This is a genomic window from Streptomyces sp. NPDC028331, assembly GCF_055565775.1.
On the sequence record NZ_JBVHTR010000002.1, the window covers coordinates 358,465 to 382,846 of the forward strand.

A 24,382-nucleotide genomic window follows, 5' to 3' on the forward strand; every position below is an offset into this window, starting at 1 on the left:
CCGGAGGGGGCGCGGCAGGGTCAGCTGGTGCGGCCCTTCGCGTCGAACCGCTTCATGCGGTCCAGCACCCCCTCCGCACTCGGCCCGTGCAGCTCGTCCACGATCCGCCCGTCCGCCAGGAAGATCACCCGGTCCGCGTACGCCGCCGCCACCGGGTCGTGGGTGACCATCACCACCGTCTGCCCCAACTCGCGTACCGAGTTGCGCAGGAAGCCCAGTACCTCCGCGCCCGACCGGGAGTCCAGGTTCCCGGTGGGCTCGTCGCCGAAGATGATGTCCGGCTTGGAGGCGAGCGCCCGCGCCACCGCCACGCGCTGCTGCTGGCCACCGGAGAGCTGCGCGGGCCGGTGGCTCAGCCGCCCCGACAGACCGACCATCTGGATCACCGTGTCCAGCCACTGCTTGTCCGGCTTGCGGCCCGCGATGTCCATCGGGAGGGTGATGTTCTCCAGTGCGGTCAGCGTCGGCAGCAGGTTGAACGCCTGGAAGATGAACCCGATCTTGTCCCGTCGCAACCGGGTGAGCTGCTTGTCCTTCAGCGCCCCCAGCTCGACGTCCCCGATGCGGACGGAACCGGAGGAGAAGGAGTCGAGCCCGGCGACGCAGTGCATCAGCGTCGACTTGCCGGAGCCCGAGGGCCCCATGATCGCCGTGAACTGGGCCTGCTGGAAGTCGACGGTGACCCGGTCCAGGGCCACCACCTGGGTCTCGCCCTGTCCGTAGACCTTCGACAGATCCGTGGCGCGGGCGGCCACGGCGGTGGTCCGGTCGGCGAGGGAGGTGCTGGTCACGGGAGGTGCTCCTGTCGGGACGGCGACGGTGAAGAGGACGTGTCTCATCCTCGCGGCCCGACGCCGCCGTGGAGTCACCCGCTGTTCCCGTTCCCGGGACAGCCTTCGGTCGGATCGCCGCCGCCGGTGTCATACCTGGGGATGACGCCGATCCCTGATACCCGGGACGGCACGGACCGCTGATCACTGGTGGATGACCGGCCCCTGAGCCGCTGGACAGGGAAAGCGGTTGTTCACCCTGTACGGAATCGCTCCCACACCCGTCCTTCAGGGCGGTGAAATTCCGTCATTTCGCATACGCGGGTCCCGCTTGCCCGAAAGGCTATTGGCAAGTGCGGATGGCCTGTACCGAGTGCTGATGCACCCTCAGACATCAATAAAATAAGACAACATCGCATCGCCCACCCGCTGTTCGGGCGATGCGTCCCGATAGGCTCGGGGCGCTCGATGCGGGGCCCATGGCCTGCCCGGATGGTGGAATGCAGACACGGCGAGCTTAAACCTCGCTGCCCCTTCGCGGGCGTGCCGGTTCGAGTCCGGCTCCGGGCACCACCGCGTACACCGCGACCTCCTCGCCCCCCAACGCCGCCGCGCGGCAACCCTCCCCCATACACGCCGGCGGGCCCACGGTCACCTGCGCTCCTCTGCCGGCCGACCTCGTCGACGCCACCACCGGTAGCTCCTTGTCGGAGTCGGTGGGTAGGCTGCCGGCGAAGGTCAAGGGGAGGGAAAAACAACAGATGGGGAACCGCTTCAACCGGGGCGTGGCGACGTTTGCCGGGGTCGTGCTCGCCGGTAGTGGCCTGGCCGCCGTGAACGCCGCTCCGGCGGCCGCCGACTCGTACGACTGCCCGGCGGGCTACTTCTGCGGCTGGTCGGGCGACAACGCGACCGGGCAGATGTACAAGACCAACAAGAACGTCGCGGACCTGGGCAGCTGGGACGACAGGATCCGCTCGTACGTCAACCGCACGACCTCGATCGCCTGCGTCTACGAGGACAAGAACTACGTACCGTCGGGCGGTTACTGGCCCCAGGAGCCGAACACGCCCGGCGAGCTCAACGGGGAGCCGGTCGCGACCACCAGTTCGATCAAGTTCGTCCGCACCGAACGCGAGTGCAGCCAGCCCGCTTACCCGCGCTGGGTCTCCGAGACCTCCGCCAAGGCCCTGGGGTTCGGCGACATGAACGGTGACCGCAAGGCCGACGTGATCGTCCGCGACAAGGCCGGGCGGCTGTGGTTCACTCCGGGCGACGCCACGGGCCGGCTCGTCGGCAACGGCGGCTGGAACGGCATGAACGTCCTCACCCGGCACGGCGACTTCAGCCGTGACGGCCGCGAGGACGTCATCGCCCGCGAGGCGTCCACCGGCAGGCTGTGGCTCTACCCGGGCACCGGCGACGGTTCCCTCGGCACGCGCAAGCTGATCGGCAACGGCGGCTGGAACGGCATGAGCAACATCACCGCCCTCGGCGACCTGACCGGTGACGGCCGCTCCGACCTGATCGCCGTCGAGAAGGGCACGGGCAAGCTGTACCTGTATCCCGGCACCTCCACCGGAACGCTCGGCTCCCGCAAGCTCGTCGGAGCGGGTGGCTGGAACGCCATGAACGCCCTCGTGGGCGTGGGCGACATGAACGGCGACGGTCGCCCCGACCTCTACGCCCGCGAGGCGTCCACCGGCAGGCTGTGGCTCTACCCGGGCCGCTCCGCCGCCCTCGGCGGGCGCGTCCTGGTCGGCAACGGCGGCTGGAACGCCATGGCGAACCTCATCGCGAACGGTGACTTCTCCGGCGACGGACGTCCCGACCTCGTCGCCGTGACCAACGAGAAGTACAAGATCGACGGCTACCAGGGCAACCCGGGCTGGCTGGTCGCCTACCGCGGACTGGGCAACGGCCTGCTGTCGGGCAGCGAGCGGACCGACGGCGAGTGGTGGGGCCTCAACGGCTTCTGCTAGACCGCACCACGACAGGCGGCTGACGCCTGACCGGAGCCGCCGCAGCACCGTCGGGTTCTCGCGCACGAGCGCAGTGGGACGACGGCCGCTGCGGCGGTGAGGCGCTGAGGCGGACGCGGCCGCGCGCCACGGCTCCACCGAGCACGGCACACCGGCCGGTCCGCCTGCGCCCGATACCCGGGCGGCGTCAGGGGCCGGTGGTCAGAGATACGTTTCGTCGAGGGGGGTCTCGGGCTTCGGGGACTCGGCTGCCGGCAACCGCAGCGAGAACCAGCCGACCTTGTGGCCGAACAGCCAGACGATGCCCAGGTACAGGTTCGGGGCCACCTGGCGCACCTCGTCCCGTACGCCCATGGCCAGCAGGGACGTCCGCGAGTAGTCGATGACGATGCAGTCCCCGGCGTCCAGCAGGCTCGGCCCCACTCCGACCTTCGCGACGACGGCGAGCACGTCGAGCGGCGTGAGCCGGTTGCTCAGATGGCCGTCCGGGCTGAAGACCTTGCCCCGCCACACACCGAGGCTCACGAACACGGCGAGCAACCGGGCTCCCGCCGATCCGGCCCACGGCAGGATCGCCGTGCCCTCCAGCGGACCCCTCGGGATCTCGCCGGGCGGACTCGTCCGGAAGATGTCCTCGAGCCGCTGCTCCCCAGCCTTGAGCAGCTGGACCTCATCGAGTACCACGCGCGTCCTCCCGGCCTTCGCTTTCTGCCCACGCCCCGCCAGCTCCACCTTGGTCACGGCCGACGCGGCCCACCACCGCTGATGAGCCGAACGGTGGCTCCGGCGCGCTTCGGAGGCGGCACCCTCGGCAGGGGGCGGATGCCCGGCGCGGGCCATCGTGTCGTTGACAGGAGAGCCGCGCGGCCGGAAACTCTCACCACCATGTGGTGAAGGAAGTTTCACTACACGAACAGCCGCACGGAGACCGGACTCGGCGGCGACCGGGGATCGTACGAGCGCGAAGGGGCGTCGGGATGCGTACCACCGTCGGCATCATCGGAGCGGGACCCGCCGGGCTGCTGCTCGCGCGGCTGCTGCACAACGCGGGCATCGACTCGGTCGTGCTGGAGGCCCGCGACCGGGCCTACGTCGAGCGGCGGCAGCGCGCCGGGATCCTGGAGCAGGGGTCCGTCGACGTGCTGCGGGCCGCCGGGGCGGGCGACCGCATGGACCGCGAGGGGCTGCGGCACGACGGGATCGAGCTGCGGTTCGCGCGCCGCCGCCACCGCGTCGACTTCCCCGCCCTGACCGGCGGCCGCTCCGTGATGGTGTACGCCCAGACCGAGGTCTGCAAGGACCTCATCGCGCTCCAGCTCAAGGAGGGCGGGCCGCTGCTGTTCGAGGCCGAGGCGCTCGCCGTCGAGGGCGCCGACGGTGACAGCCCGCGGGTGCGCTTCCGGCGCGAAGGGCGCGAGGACGTCTTGGAGTGCGAGTACGTCGTGGGGTGCGACGGCTTCTGGGGCGTCTCCCGCAAGGCGATCCCCGCCGGGGTGTCCCGTATTTTCGAACGTACGTACCCGTTCGGCTGGCTCGGCATCCTCGCCGACGTCGCGCCCTCGCACGACGAACTCGTCTACGCCCGCCACGACCGCGGCTTCGCCCTGCTGAGCATGCGCTCCCCGTCCGTCTCCCGCCTCTACCTCCAGGTGCCGGCCGGCACGGACGCCGAGGACTGGGCCGACGAGGAGATCTGGGACGAGCTGGAGCGCCGCTTCGAGACCGCCGACGCCTGGACACTCGCCCGGGGTCCCATCACCTCCAAGTCGGTGACCCCGATGCGCAGTTACGTCCACGAGCCGATGCGCCACGGCCGGCTCTTCCTCGCCGGGGACGCCGCCCACATCGTGCCGCCCACCGGCGCCAAGGGGCTCAACCTCGCCGTCGGGGACGTCGTCACCTTCGCGCGGGCCCTGACGCACCGGCAGGAGACGGGCTCCGGCGAGCTGCTCGACGCGTACTCCGAGACCTGCCTGCGCCGCGTCTGGCAGGCCGAGCGGTTCTCGTACGAGATGACCACGCTGCTGCACCGCGCCCCGGACGCCACGCCGTTCGACGACCGCATCCAACTGGCCCGGCTGGAACGGCTCACCACCTCGCGCGCCGCCGAGACCGACCTCGCCGACGGGTACACGGGCTTTCCGCTGGGGTGAGGGCCGGCGTGAGGGCCGCCGTGAGGACCGGCGTGAGGGCCGGGGTGGAGTCCGGGGTGAAATCGAAATCCGGCGACGGCGTCCGGGGGCGTCACCCGTCCGGGCGCAGAAGGCGCGGCGGCCGCCCGGGTGGTCAGTGACCGGTCTCGACTCTGTACCGGCTCGGTCATGGATGAGACGGTTCCTCGCCGGGAATCACACCAGCGCGTAGCGTGTTGCGCGCGAGGAGGAGGGAAAGATCCTCCTCAAGCAGTAGGGCCAATTCTTTGCCAGTCCATTACTCTTGAGCCAAGGCCACGCAGGGTGGTCATGGAGGAGTGAAATGAGGAGCAGCAACCCGGTCTTCTCGCGACGGGGGTTCAGCCGCGACAACGGCTACGCGGGCTTCAACACCGCGCCGCAGGCCGGGGGAGCCGCCGTCGGCACGCAGGGCAACCCGTACGCGCAGAACCCTTACGCGGGCGGCAACCCCTACGCGCAGAACCCTTACGCCCAGAACCCGTACGGACAGCAGACGCAGTACGGTGCCCCGCCGCAGGCCCCGGCCACCCCCGGCCGGATGACGATGGACGACGTCGTCATGCGCTCGGCGATGACGCTGGGCACGGTCGCCGTCGGCGCGATCCTCGCCTGGGCGCTGCTGCCGGTCTCATCCACCAGCTTCGGCCTCGCGTTCGGTTCCGCGCTGGTCGCGTTCGTCCTGGCGATGGTGCAGTCCTTCAAGCGCACGCCGTCGCCCGCGCTGATCCTGGGGTACGCCGCCTTCGAGGGTGTCTTCCTCGGCGTCATCAGCGAGATGTACAACGCGCAGTGGCACGGCGCACCGTTCCAGGCCGTGCTCGGCACGATGGCGGTCTCCGGCGCCACCCTGCTCGTCTACAGGGCGGGCTGGATCCGCGTCACCGCCCGGTACGCCCGGATCGGCATGGCCATCGCCATCGCCTTCGTCCTGACGATGGCGGTCAACCTGCTGCTGGTCGCGTTCGGCGTCGCGCCGGACGGCGGTCTGCGCAGCATGGGCCCGCTGGGCGCGCTGGTCGGCGTCATCGCGATCCTGCTCGGCGCGTTCTTCCTGACCCTCGACTTCAAGCAGATCGAGGACGGGATCGCGTACGGGGCGCCGCGCGAGGAGGCCTGGCTGGCGGCGTTCGGCCTGACCATGACCCTCGTGTGGATCTACGTGGAGATGCTGCGGCTCGTCGCGATCTTCAGTAGCAACGACTAGTCGCCGCCGGGCGCTCCCGGCACCTTGAAGGGCCCGTGAACGGATGTTCACGGGCCCTTTCACTGTGCGCGGCTCACATGAGTTTGCGCGCGGCCCTCCTCAGGTCGTACTCGTGGATGATCGCCTTGGCGTGGCCGTACGCGAGATTGTGCTCGTGCCGAAGCCAGCTGACCTTCTCCTCGAAGCAGAGGGCGGGGCCTTCGTCGACGGTTCGCAACCAGTCGGAGACTTCACGACCGGTGCAGTGGGGGATGCGGGCGAGCAGATTGCGATGGGTCTCCTCGGAGAAGACTTGGGACATCGGCGCCTCCGGACGCACTCGATGAAGCCGGTCCTTCAGGTCACCGTGCCTGAGCGTTCGCCTGTTGGCAACAGTGCTGCCGCGACGCGTACGCTCGCCGCGTGCTTGATACGACGCCTTTGACCCGGGCCGTGGATCACTTCGCCGACCGGTTGCGGGCCGCTCCACAGAGCCGGCTGCAACGGGGCGCGGCGGCCGAAGCGCTCGCGCTCGCCAGGGAGTTGGCGCGTCGTGCCCAGCTTCTGGAGGACCCCTCGGCGGAGCCGCGGGAGATGCCGGACGCGGGCATGTTCGCGGCCGCCGACCAGATCACGGTCGCCGGACACGATCTCGCCCTGGTCCTGCGTGACGAGAGGGAACTCGCCGAGGCGGTGGCGCTGGTGGAGGAGGCACAGAAACGCGCCGGGGTGTGAGGGCCGATGCCCGCTGCCCCGGGCGATTCCGTCCTGAGGGCGCGAGGGCGCGAGGGCGCGATGCCACCGTGACGCCGTGATGTCGCGACGCCGCGCTGGCGTGACGCCGCGACTACAGGGACGCGATGCCGGGACTACAGGAACGCGATGCCGCGGCTACAGGGACGCGATGACGCGGTCCGCGAGGACGTAGACGGTCTCCTCGCCGCACGCGAACGTGAGTGCGTACGCGCCCGAGAGGGCCGAGCCGCCGAGCAGGACCGGCGCGTGGCCCGCGGTCAGGGCCGCGGCCAGGCGCTCCGCGGTCTCCCGGTGGCCCGGGGTCATGCACAGCGTCGTACCGTCCGCGAAGACGTACACGTCCAGGGTGCCCAGCGGGCCCGGGCGGACGTCGGCGAGTTCGATGCCGGCGTCGGCCAGCCTCTCCAGGCAGGCGACCGTGCGCTCGTGGTCGCCCGCGACGGGGGACGGGCCCGGGACGAAGTCGGGGTGCGAGGGGTGGCGGCGGCGGGCGGCGGCCAGCTCGGGGGAGTCCCCGGGGAACTCCGCCTCGTCGGCGCCGGCCTCGGTCACCGGCTCCAGGCTGTCGTGCTCGAGGCCCGCGAAGTCCGCGGGACGGGGCAGGAACAGCTCACCGTCGGGCAGACCGAACAGGCTGGGCGCGTCCGCAATGTCGCGTGCCTCCTGGGCGGCCCAGAAGGCACGCGCCTCGGCCAGCTCACGCTCCCGCTCCTCCGCCAGCGCCTCGGCCACAGCGGCGCGTATCTCCTCCGCGTCGGCGGGGGTGCGGGCGGCGGGCACCAGCCCGCGCGCCTGCGCGGCCCGGCTCTCGGCGAGCTCGGTGTGCAGCGCCGCGACCTGCCGGCGCAGCGCCCGCACGCTGCACAGGACGGCGACGCCCACGCCCGCGGTCGCGGCGGTGGTGAGCAGCAGAGCAATCGGCATGGCGCTCACTGACGTACTCCTGGTTCAAGGTCGGCCCCCGACTTCCTACATCAGCTTGAAGGGCGGACTAACCTGCTGTCAGTGCGTAACGTCACGAAACGGACATGGAACCGCCCCCGGTGTTTACCGGCCCGGCCACCCTGACCTGCATAAATCCCTTTCCGAGGGAGATAGGTCACATCCTGGGGGAGATTCGATCACAAATCGGCCCGAAACCCTGACGGATCTTGCGGACGACAGGGTTCCGGGCCGTTGCGCCGGGCGGCGCGGGCTAGGTCAGCTCAGGCGCTCGATGACCATGGCCATGCCCTGGCCGCCGCCCACGCACATCGTCTCCAGGCCGAACTGCTTGTCGTGCCACTGGAGCGAGTTGATCAGGGTGCCGGTGATGCGGGCGCCGGTCATGCCGAAGGGGTGGCCGACGGCGATGGCGCCGCCGTTGACGTTCAGCTTCTCCAGCGGGATGCCCAGGTCGCGGTAGGACGGGATCACCTGGGCGGCGAAGGCCTCGTTGATCTCGACGAGGTCGATGTCGTCGATGGTGAGACCGGCGCGCTGCAGGGCCTGCTTGCTGGCCTCGACGGGCCCGTAGCCCATGATCTCGGGGGACAGGCCGGACACGCCCGTGGAGACGATCCGGGCGAGCGGCGTGAGCCCCAGCTCCCGGGCCTTGGTGTCGCTCATGATGACCAGGGCCGCGGCGCCGTCGTTGAGGGGGCAGCAGTTGCCCGCGGTGACACGGCCGTCGGGGCGGAAGACGGGCTTGAGGCCGGCGACGCCCTCCAGGGTCACCCCGGGACGCGGCCCGTCGTCCTTGCTGACGACGGTGCCGTCCGGGAGGGTCACCGGGGTGATCTCGCGCTCCCAGAAGCCCTTGGCGATGGCCTGCTCGGCGAGGTTCTGCGAGCGGACGCCGAACTCGTCCATCTCCTCGCGGGTGACGCCCTTCAGGCGGGCGAGGTTCTCGGCGGTCTGGCCCATCGCGATGTACGGGTCGGGGAGCAGGCCGTCCTCGCGCGGGTCGTGCCAGTCGGCGCCCTCGGACTCGGCGACGGCCGCGGTACGGGCCTCGGCCTCGGCGAAGAGGGGGTTGTGGGTCTCGGGGGTGTCGGACGTGCCGTTGACGCTGCGGCTGACCATCTCGACGCCCGCGGAGATGAAGACGTCGCCCTCGCCGGCCTTGATGGCGTGCAGAGCCATGCGGGAGGTCTGGAGGGAGGAGGAGCAGTACCGGGTGATGGTGCAGCCGGGGAGGTGGTCCATCCCCATCTGCACGGCCACGACACGGCCGAGGTTGTGGCCCTGCTCGCCGCCGGGGAGGCCGCAGCCGAGCATCAGGTCGTCGATGTCCTTCGGGTCCAGGGCGGGGACCTTGTCGAGGGCGGCCTGGATGATCGTGGCGGTGAGGTCGTCCGGGCGGAGATCCTTCAGGGAGCCCTTGAAGGCACGGCCGATCGGGGAACGGGCGGTCGAGACGATGACGGCTTCGGGCATCACGGCTCCATTGCGCGAGGGTGAGCAGGGCTGTGGGCGAAGTTACCCGTACGTATGGTGGAGGTCACGGGCATGGGCGTGTGACTCCGGCCGCAATTTTCTAAGCGCTTGCTTGGTTCCTCGGCGGTTCCGCTCGGAACGGCGCGGGTGGGCGGGGGTGCCGCGCCGGTGCCGCCCCTGGCGTATGCGCGGGCAGGCGGGAAGCGTCGGCGGGGTCGGCGGCCGCGGGCCGTTCGCGGGCGGTCCCGCCCACGCGGCGGAGCCGCATCTCGACACGGCCCCGCCCCCCTGACGCCGGGGCGCGGGGCGCACCCCGGCGTCACACGGACGGTTCCGGGGCCGTGGACGGCGTGACCTCCGGGGTGGGCAGGCGGCGGCGACGGCGGCGCTTGAGCAGGGCCCACGGTCCCCGCGGACCCGTCGGCATCGCGGCCGCGACCTCCGTGCCCGCCTCGTCCGCGGCCTCCGCCGCGGCCCGGGCCACCGGCAGGAAGCCCTCGCGGCGGGAGGCGTCCGGGCGCTCCTCCTCCGCCGGCCACAGGCCGAGCGCGGCGCACACCGTCGGCAGGACCGCCATCGCCGCCGTGGCGTACCCCTCCGCCGAGGGGTGGTAGTTGTCGGGGCCGAACAGCTCCCGCGGGTTCGCCTCGAACTCCGGGCCCAGCAGGTCGCCCAGGGACACGGTGCGCCCGCCCTGCTCGACGACGCCGATCGTCTGCGCCGCGGCCAGTTGCCGGGACGCCCGGCGGGCCAGCCACCGCAGCGGCTGCTGCACCGGCTCGATCGTGCCCAGGTCGGGACAGGTGCCGACGACGACCTCCGCGCCGGCCGTGCGCAGGCGCCGCACCGCCGCCGACAGATAGCGCACCGACCGCGTCGGCGGCATCCGGTTCGTCACGTCGTTCGCGCCGATCATGATCACGCAGACGTCCGGGATACGCTCCTGGTCCTCGAGCGTCAGCGCCACCTGACGGTCCAGGTCGTCCGACTGCGCCCCCGGAAGGGCGACGACGCGCAGTTCCACCGGCCGCTCCGCCACCGCGGCCAGCCCCGACGCCAGCAGCGCCCCCGGCGTCTGGCGGGAGCGGTGCACGCCCTGCCCCGCGGCGGTGGAGTCGCCGAGCATGACCAGCCTCAGCGGTGGTTCGCCCAGAGCGCTGTAACCGCGTCCGTACAGCCCGTCCGCGCTCGGCGGATGCGGGCTGTGGCCGTTGCCCACATGCCGCTTGGCCAGCTGCACCTCGGCGACCAGCAGCCCGACGGCGGCCGCCCCTACCAGGCCGATACCGCCGCCGCCGTACGCCGCACCCGCCGCGATGCGCCGGGCCACCCTCGCTCTGGACATGCTCGACATGCGTCGCCGCCACCTCCTCGTAGCCGTACATCCACTGCTTGCCCCGTACGCCCCGTCGCCCAATCTCAACGGCATGTGAACGCCCGGGACGGCCCCGGCCCGAGGGCTCGTTCCCTTAAGCACCCGTCGCGGCGCCACGAGCGCTTACGCTGGCGGAACCATCACGACCACTTCTGTGCAGCAACCGGAGACAACGGTGCAATTCCACGACTCGATGATCAGCCTGGTCGGCAACACCCCGCTGGTCAGGCTCAACCGCGTGACCGCCGGCATCAAGGCGACCGTTCTCGCGAAGGTCGAGTACTTCAACCCCGGCGGTTCCGTCAAGGACCGCATCGCCCTGCGCATGATCGAGGCGGCCGAGCAGAGCGGCGAGCTGAAGCCGGGGGGCACGATCGTCGAGCCGACCAGCGGCAACACGGGCGTGGGCCTCGCGATCGTGGCCCAGCAGAAGGGCTACAAGTGCATCTTCGTCTGCCCGGACAAGGTCTCCACCGACAAGATCAACGTGCTGCGCGCGTACGGCGCCGAAGTGGTCGTGTGCCCGACCGCAGTCGCCCCCGAGCACCCCGACTCGTACTACAACGTCTCCGACCGGCTGGTGCGTGAGACCCCCGGCGCCTGGAAGCCCGACCAGTACTCCAACCCCAACAACCCCCTGTCGCACTACCACTCCACGGGCCCCGAGCTGTGGGAGCAGACGGAGGGGAAGATCACCCACTTCGTCGCCGGCGTCGGCACCGGCGGCACCATCTCCGGCACCGGCCGCTATCTGAAGGACGTCAGCGACGGCCGGGTCAAGGTCGTCGGCGCCGACCCGGAGGGTTCCGTCTACTCCGGCGGTTCCGGGCGCCCGTACCTGGTCGAGGGTGTCGGCGAGGACTTCTGGCCGACCGCGTACGACCCCACCGTCGCCGACGAGATCATCGCCGTCTCCGACAAGGACTCCTTCCAGATGACCCGGCGGCTGGCCCGGGAGGAGGGCCTGTTGGTGGGCGGCTCCTGCGGCATGGCCGTCGTCGCCGCCCTGCGGGTCGCCGAGCGGCTCGGGCCGGACGACGTCGTGGTGGTGCTCCTGCCCGACAGCGGGCGCGGCTACCTCAGCAAGATCTTCAACGACGAGTGGATGGCCGACTACGGCTTCCTCGAGGACACGGGCCCGAGTGCGCGCGTCGGCGACGTGCTCAGGGACAAGGAGGGCGGCATCCCCTCCCTCGTCCACATGCACCCCGACGAAACCGTCGGCCAGGCCATCGAGGTGCTCCGCGAGTACGGCGTCTCGCAGATGCCGATCGTCAAGCCGGGTGCGGGCCACCCGGACGTCATGGCCGCCGAGGTCGTGGGGTCGGTCGTCGAGCGTGAGCTGCTGGCCGCCCTGTTCACCAAGCACGCCTCCCTCGACGACCCGCTGGAGAAGCACATGTCTCCGCCGCTGCCGCAGGTCGGCTCCGGTGAGCCGGTCGCGGACCTGATGTCCGTGCTGGGCGCGGCCGACGCGGCGATCGTCCTGGTCGAGGGCAAGCCGACCGGAGTGGTCAGCCGGCAGGACCTGCTGGCGTTCCTGGCCAAGGGGGGAAAGCAGTAGCGAACGTCCGGTGAACCGGGCGTGTCGCCGGGGAACTTGCGGTGACGCGCGGGCAGAGCGGCTTCTCGTAAGTGGTACGAGCACGTCACGTCCGCGCAGCACCCGCTTAACACGGGTCCGGCACATTAGGGGATGTCGGCAGGCGGCGGGAGCGGCTCCCCGCCCGGGCCGGCAGCGAACGGCGCCAAGGACCTCCGGAGCGGCTCCCGGACCTCCATGGACGCCACGGACGCGCAAGCCCGGCCCTGACCCGGCCCGCGTCCCCCGCGGGGACCGCCGTCGTCCCGCCCCCCGGCAACGGGGGTGCGGCGGTCCCCGCGCACAAGCTTCTCGCGCCTGAACCGGCGTCGCTCTCGCCGACCCGGTCGCCCGCCGTCGCGGTTCCTCGACCGATGGTCGCGGTGGTCGTCGCTTGTTTCTCTCCTTAGGCCGGCGGTACCGCCGGGCCTGAGCGGGTCAGGCCTCCCACTCGCCGTCCTGCCGCGACGTGCGGCGGCGGAAGAGGTCGGGGTTGACGCGGGCGGCCTGGACCACGTTGACGCCCACGATGCCGAGCCAGGCGGCCAGGAGGCCGGACATGCCTCCGAAGGAGCCGCCGATCGCCGAGAGCGGGATCGCCACCACCAGCGACACGATGCCGAAGCCGAAGCGCTCGCCCCAGGAGTCCGTCGCGCGGGGGGACCGGGCGCCGCGGGCCGCCACCATCCGCTGCTCGGCCAGCTCCCGCCGCACCCGGCGGTCGATCGCGCCGTCGATGCGCTGGTCGACCTTCTCCAGGAACGAGTCGAGCAGCGCCGACTCGTACTCCTCGCCCAGTTCCCTGCGCGCCTGCAAGGTGGCGTCGAGTTCCTTCTTCAGGTCGGCGTCCCGCGCGTCCATTCCGGTCATGCGCACAACGGTAGGGAGGCGGGAGCCCCGGCGCACTGGGGACAACCCCCCGATCCGGCGGGGGTCTGCCGGCAGCAGGCGCGGTTCCCGTCGCAGGGGTTGCCCCGGAGCGTGCGCGGTGCGGCGGCGGACGACCGGCTTGCATATCGCCATGCAGGGTTCTCGGTGCTTGAATAGTCGGGCGGTGATCACGGACCTGGGAGGGGGAGCACGTCATGAGCGTGGCCGACAGCCCTGCGGCGCGGCTGCAGGCGCTCTTCGAGGGACACCGGCTCACGCCGACCCAGCGGCGCATCGCGCACAGCATGGTGCGACGGGCCGCCGACGTGCCGTTCCTGTCGAGCGTGGAGCTGGCCGAACTCGCCGGCGTCAGCCAGCCGTCCGTCACCCGCTTCGCGGTCGCCCTCGGCTTCGACGGCTACCCGGCGCTGCGCCGCCACCTGCGCGAGGTCGCGCCCCCGGAACAGGCGGCGGAGGCCGGGGCGTACAACGAGTACCAGCAGGCCGTCGAGGCCGAGATCGAGAACCTGAAGCATCTGGCGGAGGCGCTGGCCGACCCGCAGCCGGTGCACAAGGCCGGCCGGATCCTCGCCGCCTCTCGCCCCCTGCCCGTCCTCGGCCTGCGCGCCGCGGCCTCCCAGGCGTACGGCTTCGCGTACTTCGCGGCGAAGGTGCACCCGGACGTACGGCTGCTCGACGAGGGCGGCACGATGCTCCAGGACCGCATCGACGCGGCCGTACGGGCGGGCGCCGGCGCGTTGCTGTGCTTCGCGCTGCCTCGTCATCCGCGCGAGGTCGTGGACGCGCTGGCGCACGCCAGGGAAGCGGGCCTGACGGTGGTCACGGTCGCCGACTCGGCGTTCGCGCCCGTGGCCAAGGTGTCCGACCTGCTGCTGCCGGCCGCCGTCGGCACCGGGCTCGCCTTCGACACCGCCTGCGCGCCGATGCTCCTCGGCCGGGTCCTCCTCGAGGCGATGTGCGACGACCTGCCGGACGCCCAGGCACGCCTGGAGGAGTTCGACGCGCGGGCGGCGGCCCGGGGGCTGTTCGTCGAGTAGCCCGGCCCGCCCGCCGCGGCGCGGTTTTTTCAGACTCGTCTCAGGTTCCCTCGCTAGCCTTCCTGCACTGAGGCGCTTCACAACAGGAGACGGGAGGCTGGACGTGGCGCGCGGAGGACAGGGACTGGCTCGGGTGGCCGTCGTCGTGCGGGCGGGGGCCGCACCGCTGTGGTGGCTCGGGGTGTTCGCGGCCGGCATCGGGGTGCTGCCGCCGGGTGTGACCGGGCGCCGGATCGGCGTCCTGGCCGGGGCCGCGCTGTTCATCGTCGCGACCGCCGTCGTCGCCTGGTCCCGCCGCAGGCGGTACACCGCCCTGGCCCGCGGTGCCGCCCGCGCCGGGAAGTACGACGTCCTCCAGGACCGCTCGGTCACCGTCCGCACCTGGCGGCGCGGGCACCGCTGGTGGCTGCTCGCCGCCTTCGCCGCCGCGCTCGGCAGCGCGTTCGCGGTGCCCGCCGCCGGGGGCATGCTGCTCGCCGGAGCCGGCGCCGGACTGCGCCTGAAGGCCGCCTGGCTGGGGCGGCGGGAGAAGGCCGACGACGTACTGCTGTGGGTGCGCGTCGACTGGCTCGGCCGCCGGGGCGGCGGCCCCGCGGGCAAGCCGGTCAAGGGCTACCGCAGCACCGGCATCGCGGCCGGCGACGCGGCCCCGGGCGGGGCGCGCCGCCGTACCGCCGAGCTGGTTTAGGGGCCCCGCCCGGCGGAGGTCAGACCTCCAGATCCTCCTCGATCTTCTTGAGCTGGTGGCGGGCCATCGCCAGGTTGGCCCGCTTGGCGTCGAGCACGAGGTAGAGGAACAGGCCGTTGCCGCCGCGGCCGGTGAGCAGCCGGATCAGGTGGTACTGGTCGGACAGCGTGATCAGGATGTCCTCGATCTGGCCCTTGAGCCCGAGGTGCTCCATGGTGCGCAGCTTGGCCCGTACCACGTCGGTGTTGCCGGCGGCCGCGACGGTGAGGTCGAAGCTCTTGCTGCCGCCCATCGTGCCCAGCGCCATGCCGCTGGTGTAGTCGACCAGGGCGGCTCCGGTCGCACCCTCGATGGAGGCGAGCGCCTCTTTCAGTGCGGTTTCGGTGTTGGCCATTTCGGGGTGTGTCCTTTCAACTTTCGGTGGCGGTGCGCGCGTTCGCGGCCGGACGTGGGCTCGCGGGGGTGCGCGCGGTACGGGTCCGCGTGGGTGCGGGCCTGGTGGGTGGGGGCTGGGTGGGGGTCCATGGGGCGGGCGGTTGCGGCGGGTGCGGCGGAGGCTCGGGGCGTGCGGCGGCCTCGTCGACCAGTTCGCCGATCCGGGCGCTCGCGCGGCGGCCCTCCAGGTGCAGCCGGCCGACGTTGACGCGGTCCTGCGCGAGAACCGTCAGGACGGCGTTGCGGCCCGCGGCGTACGTGGCCACATAGCCGTCGACACCGCGGACGAGCACCTCCCGGAAGTCGCCCTGTCCCGTCGCCTGCGCCAGCCGTACCGCGACGCCCAGCGCGGCCGCGGTGAGTGCGGCGACGCCTTCCGGTTCGACGCCGGGGGCGTCCTGGGCGAGCACGAGTCCGTCGACGCTGGCGGCGAGGGAGCCGGTGAGCTGGGGGATGCGGGATCTCAGTCGGCGGAGTTCGTCCAGGACGTCCGCCTCGGCTGTCATCAGCTGTCTCCTCTCGGCGCGAGGTCGCTGCCGCGCGGGGCGGTCAAAGGGCCTCCAGCGCATCTCTCAGCCTTTTCAGCAAGGTGATGTGGGGGTCTTGGTGGAACAGCAGTTGGTCGGTGGCGGGGGGTGGTGCGTCCCCCGGGGCGGGTGAGGGTGCGGGTGCGAGTCCGGGTGCGGGTGCCGATGCCACTGCCCGTGCCGGTGCGGAGGTGCGCGCGGGTCCGGGCACGGGTGCGGCGACGGTGGCCGATACGACGCCCGCCGCTGCCAGACGCCTTATGTCCACGAGCGTGTGGAAGGCCGGGCGGCCCAGCGCCCGGGAGATGTCCGACGCCGTTCGTGTGCCGTCGACGCGGTCCAGGACGGCTTCCTGGCGGGGCGTGACCGCAGGGAGCGTCGGGCGGCCGGCGCGGACCAGCGGGGCCTCGTCGATGGCCGGGTCGGGCCAGATGGTCTGGAGCAGTGCGCGGCGGCGCAGCGTCTCGCGTTCGAGCGCGGTCACCGGAACCGGGTGCACCGGCCCCAGCCAGTGGGCCTCGCCGTAGCGGAAGCGGGCGGGGGCGCTGCTCGGGCCGAGCACGAAGTACGCCGCGTCGAACAGCGCCCCCAGATGGCACAGCTCCAGCGCTCCCTGGCCGATCCGGCCGCTGTCGACCAGGAACCGGCCCACCAGCCCCTGCGGGCCCGCCTGTGCGAGCGCCTCCCGCCAGCCCGCCTCGTCGAGCACACCGTGCGCGATGAGAAGGGCGTCGAGGCCCGGGGTCGCGGGGCTCTCCGCGTACACCACCCGGCCCTCGTGCAGGTGGAGCATGCCGCCCTCGCGCATCAGCACTCCGGTGGCCCGCTCGGCGGCGAGCCGGCTGAGCATGGGGGACAGGCCGCCGCCCGGGATCCGTGTCCCCTGCCGCACCGGCAGCGGTGGCGGCGAGGGGATTCTGACGGCCGTCATCCCAGCACCAGCCGTCCGGCCATCTCGCCGAGCCGGATGCGGGCGAGGGCGAGGTTGCCGTCCTCGCGCGCCAGCCACAGATGCAGGAACACGCTGCTGTCGAAGGTCGTCGGGACGAAGCGGAGCAGGTGGTAGCTGTCCCGGTTGGCGATGATCAGGTCCTCGACCGGGCAGGCGTCCTCGGACCAGTCGACCTCCCCCTCCGGGGCGAACGCACGGTGCTCGGCCGCCAGCCGGGCCACTTCCGCCGCCTCCGCCGCGGTCGTCTCGTGGTCACCGCCGGGCGCGTCGCCGACCGTGCCCAGGGCGAGCCCGCTCGTCCAGTCGACCACCGCGGCACCCCGGGCCCCGGGCAGGCGCATGGCTTCCAGCAGACACTCGTCGATTCCGGGCACAGCGGCTCCCCTCCCGCCTCGGGTACGGCTGAGTGACACAGACGCTACGCAACGTATGCGCGACGGGTGAGGGATCTGGCATTTTCCAGTGGAACATGCGCGGGGCCACTAAGGTGGGTCAACTGACCCCGATTTCAGCGGTGTTGGGCGTGGGTGCGGCTCCTCCTCGCTGACGTGCGACGATGCGGGTCGCGTGCATCGGAAGGGGGCGCCCCGGAGGGCGCGTGGTTCTCTCAGAGCTCCGTCAGTGCTCCCGAGCGCCCCCCGCCCGACTCCGCCACGATCTCCTCGACCGTTTGCGGCTCCCGCACGACGGCGAACCGGATCCCTCCGTTCCCGTCCGGCGCATAGCCGTACACCCCTGGCCGGGCGAGGGAGTTGTAGGCGTAGTGGTGCGCGAAGTAGTACGCGCCGGTGTCGAGCACCGCCACGTGGTCGCCCGGTTCCAGCAGGGGCAGCGCCCGCGCCTCGGCCAGCAGGTCGCCCGCGAAGCAGGCCGGTCCCGCCACGTCCTGCACCACCTCGGGGCCCTCCTTGGGGCGTCCCTTCGCGTCATAGGCGGCGATCCGCAGCGGCCAGGACGTCGGCGCGTACACCGTCCGCACCGCGACCTGCACCCCCGCGTGCGTGACCGCGACGGCCCGGCCGCCCGCGCTCTTGGTGTACTCCACCCGCGCCACCAGCGTCCCCTGCTTGGCCAGCAGCGACCGCCCGAACTCCGTGACCAGTCCGTACCGCCCGTCGAACAGCCCCGGCACCGCCTCCGCCAGCAGCCGCGCGTACTGCGCGTACGTCGGCGTCGTCGCATCGGAGCCGAAGTTCACGTGCAGCCCGCCGCCGATGTCGATCGTGTCGATCTGCCGGCGCCCGACGTGCCGGTTGATCTCCTCGGCCAGCGCATACGTCTCCGCGATGCCCCGCGCCATCAGCGACAGCGGCACGCCCTGCGAACCGGAGTGCGCGTGCAGCCGCGTCAGCCAGGGGCGCTCGGCATAGGCGCGCACCACCCACTCACGCGCCCCCTCGTCCCGCAGTCCCACCCCGAACTTGGAGGTGGCCGTCGCCGTCGACAGCGCCTGGATCGAACCGGCCCCGGTCTGCGGATTGACCCGGATCCCCAGCGGGGAGTCCGTCCTGACCGTGCGGACCAGTTCGTCGAGCCGCGCCAGCTCCTGCGGGCTGTCCACGTTCACCGCGGCGCCCAGCTCCAGCGCCTGGCGCAGCTCGGCCGCCGTCTTGGCGGGCGAGTCCAGCACGATCCGCTCCGGCGCCACCCCGGCCGCCCGGGCCAGCGCCATCTCGCCGGGGCTCGCCACCTCGGCGCCGAGGCCGGCCTCCCGCAGCAGCCGCACCACCGGCACCAGCGGTGTCGCCTTCACCGCGAACGCGTGCAGCACCGGCGTGCCCGGCGCCACCACCGCGTCGAAGGCGGCCCGCAGCGCCGCTGCCGAGTCCCGGATGCCCACGACGTCCAGCAGGCCGACGAGGGGCGTGTCCGGCCCCGGCAGCCCCCGCTCGACGGCGGCCCGTACGGCCTCGTCCCGCCGCGCCACCCGCTCGGCGTCACCGGGGCGCCCGTCCCCGGTGCCGTGTCCCGCCGCCCCGATGCTCCTCGTGTCCACCGCGTCCCCCGTCCCCGTGTCACCGTGTGCGGTCATGCCTCCAGCCAAACACTCCGGTCCCCGCCCCGCTGGCGCAAGGACGTATTGACTAGTTCTATTCAGATGGTCAGGATGTGAATAACCACTGCAACACAGTCCCGCGCGCCCCCCGGCCGCGTGCGCCGTCCCTCAGGAGGCAGACCATGTCAGGACCCCGGCCCGTCCGAGCGCCCCGCGGCACGGCACTGAGCGCCCAGGGATGGCAGCAGGAGGCCGCCCTGCGGATGCTGCAGAACAACCTCGACCCCGAGGTCGCCGAGCACCCCGACAAGCTCGTCGTCTACGGCGGCACAGGCAAGGCCGCGCGTGACTGGCGCTCCTTCGACGCCATGGTCCGCACGCTGAAGACCCTCAAGCAGGACGAGACGATGCTCGTCCAGTCCGGCCGCCCCGTCGGCGTCATGCAGACCCACGAGTGGGCGCCGCGCGTCCTGATCGCCAACTCCAACCTCGTCGGCGACTGGGCCAACTGGGAGGAGTTCCGCCGCCTGGAGGCCCTCGGCCTCACGATGTACGGGCAGATGACCGCCGGCTCCTGGATCTACATCGGCACCCAGGGCATCCTTCAGGGCACCTACGAGACCTTCGCCGCCGTCGCCGCCAAGAAGTTCGGCGGCTCCCTGGCCGGAACCATCACCCTGACCGCCGGCCTCGGCGGCATGGGCGGCGCCCAGCCGCTCGCCGTCACCATGAACGACGGCGTCGCGATCTGCGTCGACTGCGACCCCCGTGCCATCGAGCGCCGCATCGAGCACCGGTACCTGGACGTGAAGGCCGACTCCCTGGAGCACGCCCTGCGGCTGGCCGTCGAGGCGCGCGACGCCCGCCGTCCGCTGTCCATCGGCGTCCTCGGCAACGCCGCCGAGCTGGTGCCGCAGCTCCTCGCCATGGGCGCCCCCATCGACGTCGTCACCGACCAGACCTCGGCCCACGACCCGCTGTCGTATCTCCCGGTGGGCGTCGCCTTCGAGGACATGGCCGCCTACGCCGCCAAGGACCCGGCCGGCTTCACCACCCGCGCGCGTGAGTCGATGGCCCGGCACGTCGAGGCCATGGTCGGCTTCATGGACGCCGGCGCGGAGGTCTTCGACTACGGCAACTCGATCCGCGGCGAGGCGCAGCTCGCGGGCTACGAACGGGCCTTCGCCTTCCCCGGGTTCGTCCCCGCCTACATCCGGCCGCTGTTCTGCGAGGGGAAGGGCCCGTTCCGGTGGGCGGCGCTGTCGGGCGACCCGGCGGACATCGCGAAGACCGACAAGGCCATCCTCGAGCTCTTCCCCGAGAACGAGTCCCTCGCGCGCTGGATCAAGATGGCCGGTGAACGGGTGCACTTCCAGGGGCTGCCGGCGCGTATCTGCTGGCTCGGGTACGGGGAGCGGGACAAGGCCGGTGAGCGGTTCAACGACATGGTGGCGAGCGGGGAGCTGAGCGCGCCGATCGTCATCGGCCGCGACCACCTCGACTGCGGGTCCGTCGCCTCGCCGTACCGCGAGACCGAGGCGATGCTCGACGGGTCGGACGCGATCGCGGACTGGCCGCTGCTGAACGCCATGGTGAACGTGGCGTCCGGGGCGTCCTGGGTGTCCATCCACCACGGGGGCGGCGTGGGGATGGGACGGTCCATCCACGCCGGGCAGGTGACGGTGGCGGACGGTACGAAGCTCGGCGGCGAGAAGATCCGCCGGGTGCTCACCAACGACCCCGGGATGGGTGTGATCCGTCACGTCGACGCCGGGTACGACATCGCGGAGTCCGTCGCCTCGGAGCGGGGCGTGCGGGTGCCGATGCGCGAGGGTGACGGCGCGTGACCTTCCACAGCATGTGGGCGGAGCTGCTGCCGGTCGGCCGCAGCTCCGCCTCCGGCGGCTACCGCCGCTTCGCCTGGACCGGTGCCGACGCCGAGTGCCGGGCCTGGTTCAAGGAGCAGGCCGAAGCCCGGGGGCTGGCCTACGAGGTCGACCGGAACGGCAACCAGTGGGCCTGGCTCGGCGACCCCGCTGACGGGGACGCCGTCGTCACCGGGTCCCACCTCGACTCCGTGCCCGACGGCGGCGCCTTCGACGGACCCCTCGGAGTGGTCTCCGCCTTCGCCGCGCTGGACGAGCTGCGGAGCAGGAAAGTCCCGTTCGCCAAGCCCTTCGCCGTCGTCAACTTCGGCGACGAGGAAGGCGCCCGGTTCGGGCTCGCCTGCGTCGGGTCGCGGCTCACCGCCGGGCAGCTCACCCGCGAGCAGGCGCACCGGCTGACCGACGGTGACGGGATCACGCTGCGGCAGGCCATGGAGGCCGCCGGGTACGACGCCGACGCCATCGGACCCGATCCCGAGCGGCTCGGCCGTATCGGCGCGTTCGTCGAGCTGCATGTCGAGCAGGGGCGGGCGTTGGACCTCAGTGGGGACGCCGTGGGGGTCGCCAGTGCCATCTGGCCCCACGGGCGGTGGCGGTTCGACTTCCGGGGCGAGGCCAACCACGCCGGGACCACCCGGCTCGCCGACCGGCGCGACCCCATGCTGTCCTACGCCGAGACCGTGCTCGCCGCCCGTCGCGAGGCCGAACTCGCCGGTGCCGTCGCCACCTTCGGGAAGATCGCCGTCGAGCCCAACGGGGTCAACGCCGTCCCGTCCCTCGTCCGTGGCTGGCTCGACTCCCGTGCCGCCGACCGGGCGAGCCTGGACACCGTGGTCGGCGGCATCGAGAAGGCGGCCCGGGAGTACGCCGACGCCCACGGTGTCGATCTCGACGTGGTGCGGGAGTCGTTCACGCCCGTCGTCGAGTTCGACCACGCCCTGCGGGAGGAACTGGTCCGCATCCTGGGCCGGGACACCGGCCTGACGGTGCCCGTCCTGGGCACCGGGGCGGGACACGACGCCGGGATCCTCTCCGGGAGCATCCCGACCGCCATGCTGTTCGTGCGCAACCCCACGGGCGTCTCGCACTCCCCGGCCGAGTACGCCGCCGAGGACGACTGCCTGGCCGGGGTGGCCGCACTCGCCGACGTACTGGAAGGGCTGGTGTGCAGGTGACACGGACCTACTGGCTGGAGCACGCCTGGCTCGACCCCGTCGTCGAGCCGGGTGTCGCCCTGGAGGTGGCCGACGGTCGTATCACCGCGGTCCGCACCGGCGTCGACGCGCCCGAGCCCGGCGCCGAGGTCCTGCGCGGGCTCACCCTCCCCGGCCTCGCCAACGCCCACAGCCACGCCTTCCACCGCGCCCTGCGCGGCACCGTCCAGGTCGGCTCCGGCACCTTCTGGACCTGGCGGGAGGTCATGTACTCGTTCGCGGACCGACTGACCCCGGACACCTACCACGCCCTCGCCCGGGCCGTGTACGCGGAGATGGCGCTGGCCGGGGTCACCGCCGTCGGCGAGTTCCACTACGTGCACCACGCCCCCGGCGGCACCCCCTACGCCGACCCCAACGCGATGGGGGAGGCGCTCATCGCGGCCGCCGCCGAGGCCGGCATCCGGATCACCCTCCTCGACGCCGCCTACCTCTCCTCCGGCTTCGGACAGCCGCCCAACACCCACCAGAGGCGCTTCTCCGACGGCACGGCCGAGGCATGGGCCGAACGCTGTTCAGTTCTCAAGGAACGTGAGCACGCACGGATCGGTGCGGCGATCCACTCCGTACGGGCCGTGCCCGCCGACCAGTTGGCGACGGTGGCGCGCTGGGCGCAGGAGCGGCGGGCCCCGCTGCATGTGCACCTGTCCGAGCAGACGGCCGAGAACGACGCCTGCCGGCAGGCGCACGGCCGCACCCCCACCCGGCTCCTCGCCGACCACGGCGTCCTCGGGCCGCGCACCACCGGGGTGCACAACACGCACCTCACGGACGAGGACATCCGGCTGATCGGCTCCACCGCCACCGGCACCTGCATGTGCCCGACCACCGAGCGGGACCTCGCCGACGGCATCGGCCCGGCCCCGGCCCTGCAGGCCGCCGGCTCGCCGCTCAGTCTCGGCTCCGACAGCCACGCCGTCATCGACCTGTTCGAGGAGGCCCGGGCCATGGAGCTGAACGAGCGGCTGCGCACCCGCACCCGCGGCCACTGGACGGCGGCCGCCCTGCTGCGCGCCGCCTCCGCCGACGGGCATGCGGCGCTCGGCTGGGAGGGCGCGGGCGTCCTGGAGGCCGGCGCGCCCGCCGACTTCACGACGATCGCGCTCGACTCGGTCAGGACCGCGGGGCCCCTGCCGCGGCTGGGCGCCGAGACGGCCGTATTCGCGGCGACGGCAGCGGACGTCCGCCATACGGTCGTGGGCGGCCGGCACGTCGTCCGCGACGGCGCCCACACGCTCGTACCGGACGTGCCGCGGGCGCTGGCGGACGCCGTCGAAGCCCTGCGCGCCTGACGCCCGCAGCCAGTTCGGCCACCCCCGGCCCGGCCACCCACGAGGAAACCATGAGCAGCACGGTCATCACCAACATCGCCAGCCTGGTCACCAACGACCCCTCCCTCGGTGACGCCTCCTCCCTCGGACTGATCCGGGACGCGGCCCTCGTCATCGACGGCGACCGCGTCTCCTGGATCGGTGAGTCAAGCAAAGCACCCGCCACTGACAACCGGGTCGACGCCGGCGGCCGCGCGGTGATCCCGGGCTTCGTGGACTCCCACTCGCACCTGGTCTTCGCGGGCGACCGCACCGAGGAGTTCAACGCCCGCATGTCGGGCCGCGGCTACTCGGCGGGCGGCATCCGCACCACCGTGGCGGCGACCCGGGCCGCGACGGACGCGGAACTGGAGGCCAACCTCGTCCGCCACCTCACCGAGGCCCTCCGCCAGGGCACCACCACCCTGGAGACCAAGTCCGGCTATGGCCTCACGGTCCACGACGAGGAACGCGCCCTGCGCATCGCCTCCGCGCACACGGACGAGGTCACCTACCTCGGCGCCCACATCGTCTCCCCCGACTACGCCGACGACCCGGCCGCCTACGTGGCCCTCGTCACCGGCGAGATGCTCGACGCCTGCGCCCCGCACGCCCGGTGGATCGACGTCTTCTGCGAGAAGGGCGCCTTCGACGGCGACCAGGCCCGGGCGATCCTCACCGCGGGCCGGGAGAAGGGCCTGCACCCACGGGTCCACGCCAACCAACTGTCGTACGGCCCGGGCGTGCAGCTCGCCGTCGAGCTCGGCGCGGCCAGCGCCGACCACTGCACGCACCTGACGGACGCCGACGTGGACGCCCTGGCGAACGGCGACACGGTCGCCACCCTGCTGCCGGGCGCCGAGTTCTCCACCCGCGCCGAGTGGCCCGACGCCCGCCGCCTCCTCGACGCAGGGGTCACGGTCGCCCTGTCCACCGACTGCAACCCCGGCTCGTCCTACACGTCCTCCGTGCCGTTCTGCATCGCGCTCGCCGTCCGGGACATGCGGATGACCCCGGACGAGGCGCTCTGGTCGGCCACGGCGGGCGGCGCCCGCGCCCTGCGCCGCACGGACATCGGCCGCCTCTCCCCGGGCGCCTACGCGGACCTGGCGATCCTCGACGCCCCCAGCCACGTCCACCTGGCCTACCGTCCGGGCGTACCGCTGGTCGACGAGGTGTGGCGGCGGGGCCGGAGGGTCGCCTAGT

23 protein-coding genes and 1 tRNA gene are annotated in these 24,382 nt (G+C 72.4%); 12 read left to right on the forward strand and 12 right to left on the reverse strand.

The window, feature by feature from the left end:
• Positions 1-20: 20 nt before the first annotated feature.
• Entirely contained in the window at positions 21-839 is an 819-nt protein-coding gene (locus ACZ4SW_RS03675; protein WP_468237402.1) for an ABC transporter ATP-binding protein, read from the reverse strand.
• Between the two features lie 417 nt (positions 840-1,256).
• On the opposite strand from ACZ4SW_RS03675, the gene ACZ4SW_RS03680 reads away from it, so the two are divergent.
• Positions 1,257-1,343: transfer RNA gene (locus tag ACZ4SW_RS03680), tRNA-Leu, on the forward strand.
• A 188-nt stretch (positions 1,344-1,531) separates the two neighbouring features.
• Positions 1,532-2,752 carry an FG-GAP-like repeat-containing protein gene (locus ACZ4SW_RS03685; protein ID WP_468237405.1) on the forward strand — a complete coding sequence of 407 codons (1,221 nt, stop codon included), beginning with the start codon at positions 1,532-1,534 and terminating at the stop codon, positions 2,750-2,752.
• Positions 2,753-2,953: 201 nt separating this feature from the next.
• On the opposite strand, the gene ACZ4SW_RS03690 is transcribed toward ACZ4SW_RS03685, so the two are convergent.
• Positions 2,954-3,436, reverse strand: a complete 483-nt coding sequence (locus ACZ4SW_RS03690; RefSeq protein ID WP_468237407.1) for a hypothetical protein — start codon at positions 3,434-3,436, stop codon at positions 2,954-2,956.
• Positions 3,437-3,729: 293 nt separating this feature from the next.
• Here ACZ4SW_RS03690 and ACZ4SW_RS03695 point away from each other — a divergent pair, with 293 nt between their 5' ends.
• Positions 3,730-4,905, forward strand: coding sequence for a 4-hydroxybenzoate 3-monooxygenase (locus tag ACZ4SW_RS03695; protein ID WP_468237409.1), 1,176 nt, complete (start codon positions 3,730-3,732; stop codon positions 4,903-4,905).
• 322 nt (positions 4,906-5,227) lie between these two features.
• Positions 5,228-6,130, forward strand: coding sequence for a Bax inhibitor-1/YccA family protein (locus ACZ4SW_RS03700; protein ID WP_468237411.1), 903 nt, complete (start codon positions 5,228-5,230; stop codon positions 6,128-6,130).
• A gap of 73 nt (positions 6,131-6,203) precedes the next feature.
• On the opposite strand, the gene ACZ4SW_RS03705 is transcribed toward ACZ4SW_RS03700, so the two are convergent.
• A complete protein-coding gene (locus ACZ4SW_RS03705) occupies positions 6,204-6,431 on the reverse strand; it encodes a DUF4287 domain-containing protein (protein ID WP_200420627.1) in 228 nt (75 codons plus the stop codon).
• A 101-nt stretch (positions 6,432-6,532) separates the two neighbouring features.
• Between ACZ4SW_RS03705 and ACZ4SW_RS03710 the strand changes: the two genes are divergently transcribed.
• Positions 6,533-6,844, forward strand: a complete 312-nt coding sequence (locus ACZ4SW_RS03710) for a hypothetical protein (protein WP_468237414.1) — start codon at positions 6,533-6,535, stop codon at positions 6,842-6,844.
• Positions 6,845-7,000: 156 nt separating this feature from the next.
• Here ACZ4SW_RS03710 and ACZ4SW_RS03715 read toward each other — a convergent pair whose 3' ends face one another.
• The 3 genes from ACZ4SW_RS03715 to ACZ4SW_RS03725 form a co-directional block, all read right to left on the reverse strand.
• Positions 7,001-7,798, reverse strand: coding sequence for a hypothetical protein (locus ACZ4SW_RS03715; protein WP_468237416.1), 798 nt, complete (start codon positions 7,796-7,798; stop codon positions 7,001-7,003).
• Positions 7,799-8,065: 267 nt separating this feature from the next.
• A complete protein-coding gene (locus tag ACZ4SW_RS03720; protein ID WP_468237419.1) occupies positions 8,066-9,283 on the reverse strand; it encodes an acetyl-CoA C-acetyltransferase in 1,218 nt (405 codons plus the stop codon).
• 319 nt (positions 9,284-9,602) lie between these two features.
• The gene (locus ACZ4SW_RS03725; RefSeq protein WP_468237421.1) at positions 9,603-10,637 is read right to left on the reverse strand and encodes an SGNH/GDSL hydrolase family protein; all 1,035 of its coding nucleotides are present in this window, start codon (positions 10,635-10,637) and stop codon (positions 9,603-9,605) included.
• Positions 10,638-10,833: 196 nt separating this feature from the next.
• Here ACZ4SW_RS03725 and ACZ4SW_RS03730 point away from each other — a divergent pair, with 196 nt between their 5' ends.
• Positions 10,834-12,222, forward strand: coding sequence for a cystathionine beta-synthase (locus tag ACZ4SW_RS03730; protein ID WP_468237424.1), 1,389 nt, complete (start codon positions 10,834-10,836; stop codon positions 12,220-12,222).
• 456 nt (positions 12,223-12,678) lie between these two features.
• Here the strand turns inward: ACZ4SW_RS03730 and ACZ4SW_RS03735 are convergent, their stop codons facing one another.
• The gene (locus tag ACZ4SW_RS03735; protein WP_468237427.1) at positions 12,679-13,110 is read right to left on the reverse strand and encodes a hypothetical protein; all 432 of its coding nucleotides are present in this window, start codon (positions 13,108-13,110) and stop codon (positions 12,679-12,681) included.
• A 215-nt stretch (positions 13,111-13,325) separates the two neighbouring features.
• On the opposite strand from ACZ4SW_RS03735, the gene ACZ4SW_RS03740 reads away from it, so the two are divergent.
• Positions 13,326-14,168: a MurR/RpiR family transcriptional regulator gene (locus ACZ4SW_RS03740; RefSeq protein WP_468237430.1), complete on the forward strand. Its 843-nt coding sequence runs from the start codon at positions 13,326-13,328 to the stop codon at positions 14,166-14,168.
• Between the two features lie 103 nt (positions 14,169-14,271).
• Complete coding sequence (locus ACZ4SW_RS03745) at positions 14,272-14,856, forward strand: hypothetical protein (protein ID WP_468237433.1); 585 nt, start codon at positions 14,272-14,274, stop codon at positions 14,854-14,856.
• A 19-nt stretch (positions 14,857-14,875) separates the two neighbouring features.
• On the opposite strand, the gene ACZ4SW_RS03750 is transcribed toward ACZ4SW_RS03745, so the two are convergent.
• The 5 genes from ACZ4SW_RS03750 to ACZ4SW_RS03770 form a co-directional block, all read right to left on the reverse strand.
• Positions 14,876-15,250, reverse strand: coding sequence for a roadblock/LC7 domain-containing protein (locus ACZ4SW_RS03750; protein WP_468237435.1), 375 nt, complete (start codon positions 15,248-15,250; stop codon positions 14,876-14,878).
• A gap of 16 nt (positions 15,251-15,266) precedes the next feature.
• Positions 15,267-15,797, reverse strand: coding sequence for a roadblock/LC7 domain-containing protein (locus ACZ4SW_RS03755; protein WP_468237437.1), 531 nt, complete (start codon positions 15,795-15,797; stop codon positions 15,267-15,269).
• Between the two features lie 43 nt (positions 15,798-15,840).
• Positions 15,841-16,749, reverse strand: a complete 909-nt coding sequence (locus ACZ4SW_RS03760; protein ID WP_468237439.1) for a transcriptional regulator — start codon at positions 16,747-16,749, stop codon at positions 15,841-15,843.
• On the reverse strand, positions 16,746-17,144 hold the full coding sequence (locus ACZ4SW_RS03765; protein WP_468237441.1) for a hypothetical protein: 399 nt from the start codon (positions 17,142-17,144) through the stop codon (positions 16,746-16,748). Before ACZ4SW_RS03765 ends, ACZ4SW_RS03760 begins: the two co-directional genes overlap by 4 nt.
• 233 nt (positions 17,145-17,377) lie before the next feature.
• Positions 17,378-18,802, reverse strand: a complete 1,425-nt coding sequence (locus tag ACZ4SW_RS03770) for a type III PLP-dependent enzyme domain-containing protein (protein ID WP_468237444.1) — start codon at positions 18,800-18,802, stop codon at positions 17,378-17,380.
• Positions 18,803-18,948: 146 nt separating this feature from the next.
• On the opposite strand from ACZ4SW_RS03770, the gene hutU reads away from it, so the two are divergent.
• Genes hutU through hutI form a run of 4 tightly spaced genes read left to right on the forward strand, consistent with a single transcriptional unit; the run spans position 18,949 to position 24,381 of the window.
• Positions 18,949-20,613: a urocanate hydratase gene (gene hutU, locus ACZ4SW_RS03775; protein ID WP_468237446.1), complete on the forward strand. Its 1,665-nt coding sequence runs from the start codon at positions 18,949-18,951 to the stop codon at positions 20,611-20,613.
• Positions 20,610-21,827: an allantoate amidohydrolase gene (locus ACZ4SW_RS03780; RefSeq protein WP_468237449.1), complete on the forward strand. Its 1,218-nt coding sequence runs from the start codon at positions 20,610-20,612 to the stop codon at positions 21,825-21,827. Before hutU ends, ACZ4SW_RS03780 begins: the two co-directional genes overlap by 4 nt.
• Positions 21,818-23,158: a formimidoylglutamate deiminase gene (locus ACZ4SW_RS03785; protein WP_468237451.1), complete on the forward strand. Its 1,341-nt coding sequence runs from the start codon at positions 21,818-21,820 to the stop codon at positions 23,156-23,158. The genes ACZ4SW_RS03780 and ACZ4SW_RS03785 overlap by 10 nt, the downstream gene beginning before the upstream one ends.
• A 50-nt stretch (positions 23,159-23,208) precedes the next feature.
• Entirely contained in the window at positions 23,209-24,381 is a 1,173-nt protein-coding gene (hutI, locus tag ACZ4SW_RS03790; RefSeq protein WP_468237453.1) for an imidazolonepropionase, read from the forward strand.
• The last annotated feature ends 1 nt before the right edge of the window (position 24,382 follow it).